This window comes from Mycobacterium sp. IS-1742, assembly GCF_001500125.1.
Taxonomy (GTDB): Bacteria; Actinomycetota; Actinomycetes; order Mycobacteriales; family Mycobacteriaceae; genus Mycobacterium.
In genome coordinates, this window is the sequence record NZ_LQIV01000006.1 from 11,983 (window position 1) to 23,767 (window position 11,785).

Below are 11,785 nucleotides of genomic sequence, written 5' to 3' on the forward strand. Positions count from 1 at the left end.
TGGGCGACGTGACCGAACCGGACGACCGGACCATCGTCGATCACGGCGTGGGCGACCCGGACAATCTGCAGCGGCTGTGGACGCCGCACCGCATGAGTTACATCGCCGAGTCGCCCATGAAGAAGGGTTCGGACTCCTCGCAGTCGTCGCAGCCGTTCACCGACATCCCGAACATGGCCGACGAGGACGGACTGGTCGTGGCCCGCGGTGAGCTGGTCTACGCGGTGCTCAACCTGTACCCCTACAACCCCGGCCACCTGATGGTGGTGCCGTACCGGCGGGTGTCGGAACTCGAGGACCTCACCGTCGCCGAGAGCGCCGAGCTGATGGCCTACACCCAGCAGGCGATCCGCGTCATCAAGGCGGTGTCGCGTCCGCACGGCTTCAACGTCGGACTCAACCTCGGGCACTCGGCAGGCGGCTCGCTCGCCGAACACCTGCACATGCACGTCGTGCCGCGGTGGGGCGGGGACGCCAACTTCATCACGATCATCGGCGGGTCGAAGGTGATCCCGCAGCTGTTGCGTGAGACCCGCGAACTGCTCGCCACCGAATGGGCGAAACAGGAGCGCAGCGACGGGGGGTTCACACAGTGAGCAACGTCTACCTGATGACCCGGGCCGCTTACGCCAAACTGGCCCGCCCCGTGGCCAGAGCGGCCCTGCGGGTGGGCTTCACCCCCGACAGCATCACGATCCTGGGCACCGCGGGCACGGTGCTGGCCGCGCTCACCCTGTTCCCGATCGGACAGCTGTGGTGGGGCGCCTTCGCGGTGGCCGTGTTCGTGCTGGCGGACATGCTCGACGGCACGATGGCCCGCGAACGCGGCGGGGGCACGAGGTTCGGGGCCGTACTCGACGCGGCCTGCGACCGAATCGCCGACGGCGCGATCTTCGCGGGTCTGCTGTGGTGGGCGGCCTTCGGCATGGACAGCCCGGCGCTGGTGGTGGCCACGCTGATCTGCCTGATCACCTCGCAGGTCATCTCCTACATCAAGGCCAGGGCGGAGGCCAGCGGGCTGCGCGGCGACGGCGGCTTCATCGAACGCCCCGAACGGCTGGTGATCGTGCTGACCGGCACCGGCCTGTCCGGGGTGTGGTTCCTGCACATGCCGTGGCTGATCCACGTGGCCATGTGGGTCCTGGCCGTGGCCAGCGTGGTCACCGTGCTGCAGCGGCTGCACACGGTGCGCACCTCGCCGGGCGCGATGGACAAGCTCGAGCCCAAGGGCGAAGAGAAACCGGCGGCGGACGACCAGTGACCGCACTCGGCGGCTGGCTGCCCGGCACCGACCACCTGACGGACTGGGGATACGCCGCCGGCTGGCGGGTGGTGCGGGCCGTACCGGAAGTGGTGGCGCGCAACGCCTTCGACGCCGGTGCGTGGTACTCGGCCCGCAACGGCGGCCCCGGGCAGCTGCGCAAGAACCTCGCCCGGGTCATCGGGGCCGCGCCGGCCGACGTGCCCGACGAACTGATGCGCGCGTCGCTGGCGTCCTACGCCCGGTACTGGCGCGAAGCGTTTCGGCTGCCCACGATGGACCATCGCAAGCTGGGGCGGGAGCTCTCGGTCGACGGCATCCAGCACGTCTGGGACGCCCTGGACACGGGTCGCGGCGCGGTGGTGGCACTGCCGCACAGCGGTAACTGGGACATGGCCGGCGTCTGGCTGGTCCAGAACCACGGCACGTTCACCACGGTCGCCGAACGGCTGCGCCCGGAGTCGCTGTTCAACCGGTTCGTCGCCTACCGCGAGAGCCTCGGCTTCGAGGTGATCCCGCTGTCCGGCGGCGAGCGTCCGCCCTACCAGCTGCTGCGGGACCGGTTGCGCGCCAACCGCGTGGTGTGCCTGATGGCCGAGCGCGACCTGACGCGGCAGGGCGTGGCGGTCGACTTCTTCGGCGAGCCGACCCGGATGCCCGCCGGTCCGGCGAAGCTGGCCTGCGAGACCGGGGCGGCGCTGCTGCCGGTGCACTGCTGGTTCGACGGCGACGGCTGGGGCATGCGGGTGTTCGCACCGCTCGACACCGCGAACGGGGATGTCGGGGTGATCACGCAGGCGCTGGCCGACCGGTTCGCGGTCAACATCGCCCAGCACCCCGAGGACTGGCACATGATGCAGCCGCAGTGGGTCGCCGACCTCTCCGACGCGCGCCGCGCCCGGCTGGCCGGAGCCGGTTGACGATGCGCATCGGCATGGTGTGCCCGTACTCGTTCGACGTGCCGGGCGGGGTGCAGTCCCACGTGCTGCAGCTGGCGCAGGTGATGCGCGAACGCGGCCACGAGGTGAGCGTCCTGGCGCCGTCCTCACCGCACGTCGAGTTGCCCGACTACGTGGTGTCGGGCGGCAAGGCGGTGCCCATTCCGTACAACGGGTCGGTGGCGCGGCTGCGGTTCGGCCCCGCCACCCACCGCCTGGTCAAGAAGTGGCTGGCGCAGGGCGAATTCGACGTCCTGCACCTGCATGAGCCGAACGCGCCCAGCCTGTCGATGCTGGCGTTGCAGGCCGCGGAGGGGCCGATCGTCGCGACCTTCCACACGTCGACCACGAAATCGCTGACGCTGTCGGTGTTCCAGGGCATCCTGCGCCCGTACCACGAGAAGATCGTCGGCCGCATCGCCGTGTCCGACCTGGCGCGGCGCTGGCAGATGGAGGCGCTCGGTTCCGACGCGGTCGAGATCCCCAATGGGGTCGACGTCGCGTCTTTCGCCGACGCACCCCGCCTCGACGGTTATCCGCGGCCGGGGCGCACGGTGCTGTTCCTGGGCCGCTACGACGAGCCGCGCAAGGGGATGGCCGTCCTGCTGGGGGCGCTGCCCGCCGTCGTGGCGCGGTACCCGCACGTGGAGATCCTCATCGTCGGCCGCGGTGACGAGGACGAATTGCGCCAGCAGGCCGGCCCGTTGGCGTCACACCTGTGCTTCCTCGGACAGGTCGACGACGCGGTCAAGGCGTCGGCGATGCGCAGCGCCGACGTGTACTGCGCGCCCAACACCGGCGGGGAGAGTTTCGGCATCGTGCTGGTGGAGGCGATGGCTGCCGGCACCCCGGTCGTCGCCAGCGATCTCGACGCGTTCCGGCGGGTGCTGCACGACGGCACGGCGGGCCGGCTGGTCACCGTCGACGACGCCGGGGCGCTGGCGGAGGGGCTGATCGAGGTGCTGGGTGACGACGAGGCGCGCGGGCGCTACGTCGCCGCCGCCTCCGATGCGGTCGGCCGTTACGACTGGTCGGTGGTGGCCGCCCAGATCATGCGCGTCTACGAGACCGTCGCCGGGGCGGGAGTGAAGGTGCAGGTCGCGCCGTGACGTGGGTCGTGATCGTCGCGCTGGCGATCCTGCTGGTGCTCGTCGTGCTCGTCGGCGCGTGGGCGTACCAGACCGCGCACCGCCTCGACCGGCTGCACGTGCGCTACGACCTGAGCTGGCAGGCACTCGACGGCGCGCTGGCCCGCCGCGCGGTGGTGGCCCGCGCGGTCGCCGTCGACGCCTACGCCGGGGGGCCGCAGGGCAAGCGGCTGGCCGCACTCGCCGATGCCGCCGAACGGGCGCCGCGCAGCGGCCGGGAGGCCGCCGAGAACGAACTGTCCGCCGCGTTGGCGCTGGTCGATCCAGCGTCCCTGCCGGTGGCGCTGGTGGCCGAACTCGCCGACGCCGAGGCCAGGGTGCTGCTGGCCCGCCGGTTCCACAACGACGCGGTGCGCGACACCCTCGCGCTCCGCGAGCGCAGGCCGGTGCGGCTGCTGCGGCTGGGCGGGACCGCGGCGTTGCCGACCTACTTCGAGATCGCCGAGGTGTCCTCGCGCGACATCGAACCGCTGAGCCGGCGCGTCTCGGCCCGCGTCGTGCTGCTCGACGAGTCGGGGGCGGTGCTGCTGTTCTGCGGGTCGGACCCGTCGCTGGCCGACGCCCCGCGCTGGTGGTTCACCGTCGGCGGGGCGGTGGAGGCGGGGGAGACGCTCGCGCACGCCGCCGCCCGGGAGGTCGCCGAGGAGACCGGGCTCCGGGTGGACCCGGAGCGGCTGGTCGGCCCGGTCTGGCGCCGGGATGCGGTCTTCGAGTTCGACGGCTCGGTCCTGCGCAGCCAGGAGATGTTCTTCGTGCACCGCACCCGACGGTTCGAGCCGTCCGTCGGCGGTCATACCGCCCTGGAGAAGCGCACGATTCACGGGCACCGCTGGTGTGATGCCACAATGATCGACGAACTGGTCGCCGACGGAGAGACCGTTTACCCGCAGCAGTTGGGTGAACTGCTGGCCCAGGCCAACGAACTGGCCGACGCGCCGGCGCCACCGGGGCCGGTGCAAACGATCCGCTGAGTTGCGGAATCAATCGATTTGGTGCCGCTACTACACTGGATCGGTAGCGATTTAGAGGAGTGGACAGTGGATCTCGAAGGGCGCAAGCGTGACGAGCGGGCCAACGGCGCCGCCACGCAGAACGGGACGGCGCATCAGACGGGCACTGCCCGGGTGAAGCGCGGTATGGCCGAGATGCTCAAGGGCGGCGTGATCATGGACGTCGTCACCCCCGAACAGGCGCGCATCGCCGAAGGTGCCGGTGCCGTCGCGGTGATGGCGCTCGAGCGGGTGCCCGCCGACATCCGTGCCCAGGGTGGGGTGTCGCGCATGAGCGACCCCGACATGATCGAGGGCATCATCTCCGCGGTCACGATCCCGGTGATGGCCAAGGCCCGCATCGGGCACTTCGTCGAGGCCCAGATCCTGCAGAGCCTCGGGGTGGACTACGTCGACGAATCCGAGGTGCTGACCCCCGCCGACTACACCCACCACATCGACAAGTGGAAGTTCACCGTCCCGTTCGTGTGCGGTGCGACCAACCTGGGCGAGGCGCTGCGCCGCATCACCGAGGGTGCCGCAATGATCCGCTCCAAGGGTGAGGCCGGCACCGGTGACGTGTCGAACGCGACCACCCACATGCGCAAGATCGGCGGCGAGATCCGCCGGCTGACCTCGCTGTCGGAAGACGAGCTGTACGTCGCGGCCAAGGAACTGCAGGCCCCGTACGACCTGGTCGTCGAGGTGGCCCGGGCCGGCAAGCTGCCGGTGACGCTGTTCACCGCCGGCGGCATCGCGACCCCCGCCGACGCGGCGATGATGATGCAGCTCGGCGCCGAGGGGGTGTTCGTCGGATCGGGCATCTTCAAGTCCGGCAACCCCGCCGAGCGGGCCGCGGCGATCGTCAAAGCGACGACGTTCTACGACGACCCCGACGTGCTGGCCAAGGTGTCGCGCGGGCTGGGGGAGGCCATGGTCGGGATCAACGTGGAGGACATCGCCCAGCCGCACCGGCTCGCCGAACGCGGCTGGTAACGCGTGATGAGTCGCCTGCGCGAAGGACAGACGATCTAGTGGCGATCGAGCAGATCCTCGACCTCGAGCAACTCGAGTACAACATCTACCGCGGCGCGGTGTTCAGCCCGGAATCGGGCTTCCTGCAACGCACGTTCGGCGGTCACGTGGCCGGCCAGTCGCTGGTGTCCGCGGTACGAACGGTCGACCCGAAATTCCAGGTGCACTCGCTGCACGGCTACTTCCTGCGGCCCGGCGACGCCCGCGCGCCGTCGGTGTACATCGTCGAGCGGATCCGCGACGGCGGGTCGTTCTGCACGCGCCGGGTCAGCGCGATCCAGCACGGCGAGACGATCTTCTCGATGTCCGCGTCGTTCCAGACCGACCAGAGCGGTATCGAGCATCAGGACGCGATGCCGTCGGCGCCCCCGCCCGACGACCTGCCCGGGTTCCGGTCCGGAAAAGCGTTCGACGAAGCGGGTTTCGCGCAGTTCGCCGAATGGGACGTGCGCATCGTGCCGCGCGATTTGGTCCACCAGGTGCCCGGTAAGGCCTCCCAGCAGCAGGTGTGGTTCCGCCACCACGATCCGCTGCCCGACGATCCGGTGCTGCACATCTGCGCGCTGGCCTACCTGTCCGACCTGACGCTGCTGGGGTCGGCCCAGGTCAACCACCCCGACGAACGCAAGTACCTCAACATCGCCTCGCTGGACCACGCGATGTGGTTCATGCGGCCGTTCCGCGCCGACGAGTGGCTGCTCTACGACCAGTCGTCGCCGTCGGCGTGCGGGGGCCGGGCGCTGACCCAGGGCAAGCTGTTCAACCAGTACGGCGAGATGGTCGCGGCCGTCATGCAGGAAGGGTTGACCCGCTACCCGCGTGACTTCACGCCGGGCCGGGCATGACACCTCGGGTCGGGGTGCTCGCTCTACAGGGCGACACCCGTGAGCATCTCGCCGCGCTGACAGAAGCGGGCGCCGACGCCGTCACCGTGCGCCGGCTGACCGAACTCGAGACCGTCGACGCGCTGGTGATCCCGGGTGGGGAGTCGACGGCGATGAGCCATCTGCTGCGCGAGTTCGAACTGCTCGAACCGCTGCGTGCCCGCCTCGCCGAGGGTATGCCCGCCTACGGCTCCTGCGCCGGGATGATCCTGCTGGCCAGCGAGATCCTCGAGGCCGGTGCCCCGGGCCGCGAGGCCACCCCGCTCAAGGGCATCGACATGTCGGTGCGGCGCAACGCTTTCGGCCGTCAGGTCGACTCGTTCGAAGGCGACATCCCGTTCGTGGGCCTGGACACCCCGGTGCACGCCGTGTTCATCCGGGCGCCGTGGGTGGAGCGCATCGGCGACGACGTCGAGGTGCTGGGCCGCGCCGACGGGCACATCGTCGCCGTCCGGCAGGGCCGGATGCTGGCGACGTCGTTCCACCCGGAGGTGACGGGGGACCGGCGCGTGCACAAGCTGTTCGTCGACATGGTTTCCGGGAAGTGACGTCGCTGCACGTAGACTCGTCAGGCGAGATCGTGACTGGAGAGAGGTTCACACCTGATGAGCGGCCATTCCAAGTGGGCGACCACGAAGCACAAGAAGGCGATCATCGATGCCCGCAGGGGTAAGAACTTCGCCAAGCTGATCAAGAACATCGAGGTCGCGGCCCGCACCGGCGGCGGTGACCCGGGCGGCAACCCGACGCTGTACGACGCCATCCAGAAGGCCAAGAAGAGCTCGGTTCCCAACGACAACATCGAGCGCGCCCGCAAGCGCGGCGCCGGGGAAGAGGCCGGCGGCGCCGACTGGCAGACGATCACCTACGAGGGCTACGGGCCCAACGGGGTCGCGGTCCTCATCGAGTGCCTCACCGACAACCGCAACCGCGCTGCAGGTGAGGTGCGCGTGGCGATGACCCGCAACGGCGGCAACATGGCGGACCCCGGTTCGGTGTCCTACCTGTTCTCCCGCAAGGGCGTGGTGACGCTGGAGAAGAACGGGCTCTCCGAGGACGACGTGCTGATGGCGGTGCTCGAGGCGGGCGCCGAGGAGGTCAACGACCTCGGTGACAGCTTCGAGGTCATCTCCGAACCGACCGACCTCGTCGCCGTGCGCACCGCGCTGCAGGACGCCGGTATCGACTACGACTCCGCCGACGCCAGCTTCCAGCCGTCGGTCACCGTGCCGCTGGATGCCGAGGGCGCGCGCAAGGTGATGAAGCTCGTCGACGCGCTCGAGGACAGCGACGACGTGCAGGACGTGTACACCAACGCCGACATCCCCGACGAGATCCTGGCTCAGCTCGAGGCGTGAGCCCTTCCCGCGCTCACGTCGCGGGCAGGAACGACAGTTCGGTGCACTCGGCGAGCATCTCGGACAATCCGGCCAGCGCCGTCACGTCCGCCGAGGCGGACAGATCGGCGATCGTCCGGTGCGCGGTGGTGACCAGGTCCGCGATCCGCCGCCGCACCCGGTCCGCCGCACCGCACCGCAGCACGATCTGTTGCACCTCGGTGATCCTGGCCTGATCGGCCGTCGCATCGCCGACGACTGCGGTCAGCGCGTCGACCTCCGGTCCGGTCGCCAGTTCCAGCGCGGCACCCAGCAGTTCGGTGGGTTTGCCCGCCCGGATGTCGTCACCGGTCTGCTTGCCGAGCGTGTCCGGCGTGCCGAACAGGTCGGCGAGGTCGTCGCGCAGTTGGAACGCCTGGCCGACGGCGCCTGCGTAGTCGCGCAGCATCGCGGCCGTGGCCGGCGAGGCTGATCCGGCCAGTTCCAGGCCGAGTTCGACGGGGCGCTCGACGGTGTACGTGCTGGTCTTGTAGCGCAGGATCTTCTCCGCCGTGTCGGCGTGGTAGTCGCGCGCGGCCTGCGCCCGTAGTTCCAGCAACTGACCGGCCAGCACCTCCACCCGCATCGTCCGGAACGCGCGCGTGGTGCGGCTCGCGACGCGCTCGGACAGACCTGCCACGGCTCGGTCGAAGGTGTCGTGGGCCGCCGACCACAGCAGATCCCCGACCAGCAGCGCCATGTGGTCGCCGAACGCCCTCGCGTCACCCCACCCCGCATCGCTGCGGTGGCGTTCGGCCAGCGCCGCGCGGACCGACGGCTGTCCGCGGCGCACCTCGGAGGCGTCGATCACGTCGTCGTGCACCAGGATCGCCGCGTGCAGCAACTCCAGCGCGGTGGCGAGCCGCACCAGCGGTTGCGGCGCCGCGTCGGCCGGGGCGCCCACCCGCCACGCCCAGTAGGCGAACCGGGGGCGCAGGCGTTTGCCGCCGGACTGCACCGCGGACTGGCAGAGCGCCGCGACGGCGCCCAGGTCCTCGTCGATCGCCCGCAGCGGTTCGGCGACCGTGTCGCGGACGACGGTGTGCAGGCAGTCCTCGAGGGCCGAGAGGAACTCGGTCTGGTCGGTGTCGGGCACGACATCCTCACTTCCTGATGGGCTGGCGCCGCGAGTGTATGGGTGCTGTCCGGCGCCGGCCGACCGTGCGACGGGGTGACCGGGCAACCCTGTAGACACCTACAGTCACATGCCCGGTGACTGTGCGCCCAAACCACACTTCGCCGTCCGCCATGCCCGGCCGCCCGCGTCATGCCCATACTTGCGTGTCCTCGGGGCAGCGAAAGGGAGATCAGATGACGTCCAGTGCGCAAACAGGCTCGGCGCCAACAGAATTGAGGCGCGAGTTCTCGCTGTGGTCGGCGTTCGCATTCGCGTTCGCGTTCATCTCGCCGATCGTGGCGATGTACGGGATCTACGGACTGTCACTGGCCACCGCGGGCCCGGGATTCTGGTGGACCTTCGTCATCGTCGGGGTGGGTCAGTGCATCGTCGCGCTGGCCTTCGCCGAACTCGTGTCCCGCTGGCCCTACGAGGGGTCGATCTACCAGTGGACCAGGCGGCTGGCCGGCGAGGTGGCCGGATGGCTGGCCGGCTGGGTGTACATGTGGGCGCTGGTCATCATCATGGCGACCGTCGCCTACGGCGGTGCCGGATTCCTGGCTCAGCTCATCGGGATCGAGCGCCCGACCGCCGTCCAGCAGAGCATCGTGGCGCTGCTGATCCTGCTCGCGGGAACCGGGGCGAACATCCTCGGGCGCGGCTTCCTCAAGGCGCTCATGGTCGGCAGCATCATCGCCGAGATCGTCGCGTCGGTGGGTCTGGGCACCTACCTGCTGATCTTCCACCGCCACCACGGTTTCGACGCCATCCTGCACGGCATCGACCTGTCCAGCGGCTGGTCCTGGGCCTACATCTCCGGTCCGTTCCTGGCGGCGCTGGCCTTCACCGGCTGGTCGATCCTCGGCTTCGAGAGCGCGGGCGCGATCGCCGAAGAGGTCAAGGAGCCTCGGCGCAACGTCCCCAAGGCCATGCTGTTCTCCATTGCCTTCATCGCCCTGGTGATCGCGTACGCGTCGCTCGCGGTCACGCTCGCGGTGCCCGACTTCGAGATGGTCCGGTCCGGCGAGGAGCCCGACCCGGTGTCCTATGTGCTGCGCAGCGCGCTGGGTGAGTCGTTCGTCAAGCCGATCCTGCTGGCCTTCGTCATCGGCTTCCTGGCCAGCTTCCTGGCGCTGCAGGCCTCGGGCTCGCGGGTCATCTGGTCCTTCGCCCGCGACAGGGTGCTGCCGGGGTCACAGGTGCTGTCCAAGCTGTCGAAGACCGAGGCGCAGCCGATCCCCGCGATCCTCGTCACCACCGTCATCGGCGCGTTCGTCTACCTGATCTCCGCGACCGACGTCTACTCGGTCCTGGTCACGTTCACCGCGGGCGGCTACTACCTGGCGTTCCTGTTCCCGTTGGTGACCGGCCTGGTGGCGCGTCTGCGCGGCACGTGGGTTCCCGGGCCGTGGAATCTGGGCCGCTTCGGCACCCCGGTGGCCGTCCTGGCGGTGCTGTGGGTCGGTTTCGAGTTCACCAACATCGTCTGGCCGCGCACCGTGTCGGAGTCGTGGTACATGAACTGGGCGTTCTTCGTCGCGATGGGGGCGATCCTCGCGCTCGGCGCGGTGATCATCAAGGTGCGCAACGTCGGTGGCCGCCGCCTCGACGACCCGGCCGAGCCGGCGCAGTCCACCGAGACGGAGCTGGTGTGACGGCACCCGTCGCGGTGGTGACCGGGGCCGGCAGCGGCATCGGCGCCGCGGTCGCCCAGCGGTTGGCACAGTCGGGCTGGACGGTCGCCTCGATCTCCCGCGAGCCCGCCCCCGACACCGACATGTGGCTGACCGCCGACGTCGCCGACGAGCGGGCTGTCACCGACGCCGTCCGGCAGATCACCGACGCCCTCGGACGGATCGACGCCGCCGTCGTCTGCGCCGGCCACTACGAGGAGACCCCCGCACTGGACATCGAACAGGCGGCCTGGGAACGGATGCTGCGGGTCCACGTGGGCGGCCTCGCGCACGTGTGCCGGGCGGTGTTGCCGCAGATGCGGCAGCGGGGCGCCGGGCGCATCGTCGGCATCGCCTCCGAACGCGCCATCGGCGGCGGCAGCAACGACGCCCACTACGCCGCGGCCAAGGGCGCCGCCCTGAGCCTCCTGCGCAGCATCGCCGTCGAGGTGGCCGCCGACGGCGTGCTGGTCAACGCGGTGGCGCCCGGACCGTGTGACACACCGTTGCTGCCCCAGGACTCCTGGGAACGCGCGCCCGAGTTCGTCGACGCGCTACCCGCGCGGCGCATCGCCGACACGTCCGAGGTGGCCGAACTCGTCCGCGCACTGCTGGAGGAGGACGTGTTCCTGTGCGGAGAAGTGTTGTCGGTCAACAGCGGAACGGTGATCTGAGCGTGGGGGACGACACCACCCGGGTCCTGGTGACCGGGGTCGACACCGCGCTGGGCGCCGCGGTGCGCAGGTACTTCACCGAGCGCGGGGCCGCCACCGCGGGGACGACGGCGAGCGTCGACCACGCCGACGGCACCGCCGTGCGTTCGGCGGTCGGGGAGGCCGCGGACGCGATGGGCGGCATCGACGTCCTCGTCGTGGCGCACGGTCTGCCCTACGTCGCCCCGCTGGGCGACCAGCCGATGGACGCGTTCTGGCGGCATGTCGACGACACGCTGACCGGCAGCTTCCTCTACGCCCAGGCCGTCGCGGCGCACATGCGCGACGCCGGCACCGGCGGGCGGATGGTGTTGACCACCTCCCGCTGGCACATCGGTGGCGCGTCCCTGTCCGCGGTCGCGACCGCCGCCGGCGGCATCGTCGCGCTGACGAAGACACTGACCCGCGACCTCGGCCCGTTCGGTATCGGGGTCAACGCCGTCGCGGTCGGCGCCGTCGAATCCGAATGGTCGATCTGCGATGCCGCAGCCGGTGTCTCCTGTGACGCAACGCCCTTCGGGCGCTGCGGCACGGTCGACCAGGCGGCTCGCGTCATCGGCGTGCTCTGCGGGCGCGGACTCGGCGCGGCCGTCGGCCAGATCGTCAACCTCGACGGTGGATTGTCCCGGAATCGGGTCTAGGAAAGGCATT

Annotated in this window: 12 protein-coding genes and 1 pseudogene; 12 read left to right on the plus strand and 1 reads right to left on the minus strand. The window is 70.3% G+C overall.

All coding sequences use genetic code 11. From position 1 onward, the window contains the following. Position 1 precedes the first annotated feature (1 nt). The 9 genes and pseudogenes from AU196_RS05125 to AU196_RS05165 form a co-directional block, all read left to right on the plus strand. Positions 2-596: pseudogene (locus AU196_RS05125) on the plus strand (ATP adenylyltransferase); the annotation flags it as partial. Continuing rightward, positions 593-1,261 carry a phosphatidylinositol phosphate synthase gene (gene pgsA, locus AU196_RS05130; protein ID WP_059094015.1) on the plus strand — a complete coding sequence of 223 codons (669 nt, stop codon included), beginning with the start codon at positions 593-595 and terminating at the stop codon, positions 1,259-1,261. The pseudogene AU196_RS05125 and the gene pgsA, both read left to right, overlap by 4 nt. Continuing rightward, complete coding sequence (locus AU196_RS05135) at positions 1,258-2,181, plus strand: phosphatidylinositol mannoside acyltransferase (protein WP_059094016.1); 924 nt, start codon at positions 1,258-1,260, stop codon at positions 2,179-2,181. The genes pgsA and AU196_RS05135 overlap by 4 nt, the downstream gene beginning before the upstream one ends. Positions 2,182-2,183: 2 nt before the next feature. Next, complete coding sequence (locus AU196_RS05140; protein ID WP_059094017.1) at positions 2,184-3,308, plus strand: glycosyltransferase family 4 protein; 1,125 nt, start codon at positions 2,184-2,186, stop codon at positions 3,306-3,308. Then, a complete protein-coding gene (locus tag AU196_RS05145; protein ID WP_059094018.1) occupies positions 3,305-4,318 on the plus strand; it encodes an NUDIX hydrolase in 1,014 nt (337 codons plus the stop codon). Before AU196_RS05140 ends, AU196_RS05145 begins: the two co-directional genes overlap by 4 nt. Before the next feature lie 66 nt (positions 4,319-4,384). Beyond that, positions 4,385-5,332, plus strand: coding sequence for a pyridoxal 5'-phosphate synthase lyase subunit PdxS (pdxS, locus tag AU196_RS05150; protein ID WP_059094019.1), 948 nt, complete (start codon positions 4,385-4,387; stop codon positions 5,330-5,332). A 38-nt stretch (positions 5,333-5,370) separates the two neighbouring features. Beyond that, on the plus strand, positions 5,371-6,216 hold the full coding sequence (gene tesB / locus AU196_RS05155; RefSeq protein ID WP_059094020.1) for an acyl-CoA thioesterase II: 846 nt from the start codon (positions 5,371-5,373) through the stop codon (positions 6,214-6,216). Then, positions 6,213-6,803, plus strand: coding sequence for a pyridoxal 5'-phosphate synthase glutaminase subunit PdxT (gene pdxT / locus AU196_RS05160; RefSeq protein ID WP_059094021.1), 591 nt, complete (start codon positions 6,213-6,215; stop codon positions 6,801-6,803). The genes tesB and pdxT overlap by 4 nt, the downstream gene beginning before the upstream one ends. A gap of 57 nt (positions 6,804-6,860) precedes the next feature. Continuing rightward, positions 6,861-7,613 (plus strand): YebC/PmpR family DNA-binding transcriptional regulator, encoded by a 753-nt coding sequence (locus AU196_RS05165; protein WP_059094022.1) that lies wholly within the window; start codon positions 6,861-6,863, stop codon positions 7,611-7,613. Between the two features lie 13 nt (positions 7,614-7,626). On the opposite strand, the gene AU196_RS05170 is transcribed toward AU196_RS05165, so the two are convergent. Beyond that, a complete protein-coding gene (locus tag AU196_RS05170) occupies positions 7,627-8,727 on the minus strand; it encodes a polyprenyl synthetase family protein (protein WP_231737365.1) in 1,101 nt (366 codons plus the stop codon). A gap of 215 nt (positions 8,728-8,942) precedes the next feature. On the opposite strand from AU196_RS05170, the gene AU196_RS05175 reads away from it, so the two are divergent. From AU196_RS05175 to AU196_RS05185, 3 genes are read left to right on the plus strand one after another with little or no spacing between them, the layout of a single operon-like run. Next, on the plus strand, positions 8,943-10,403 hold the full coding sequence (locus tag AU196_RS05175; RefSeq protein WP_059094023.1) for an APC family permease: 1,461 nt from the start codon (positions 8,943-8,945) through the stop codon (positions 10,401-10,403). Continuing rightward, complete coding sequence (locus AU196_RS05180) at positions 10,400-11,095, plus strand: SDR family NAD(P)-dependent oxidoreductase (protein WP_059094024.1); 696 nt, start codon at positions 10,400-10,402, stop codon at positions 11,093-11,095. Before AU196_RS05175 ends, AU196_RS05180 begins: the two co-directional genes overlap by 4 nt. Before the next feature lie 2 nt (positions 11,096-11,097). Further along, positions 11,098-11,775, plus strand: a complete 678-nt coding sequence (locus AU196_RS05185) for an SDR family NAD(P)-dependent oxidoreductase (RefSeq protein ID WP_059094025.1) — start codon at positions 11,098-11,100, stop codon at positions 11,773-11,775. The last annotated feature ends 10 nt before the right edge of the window (positions 11,776-11,785 follow it).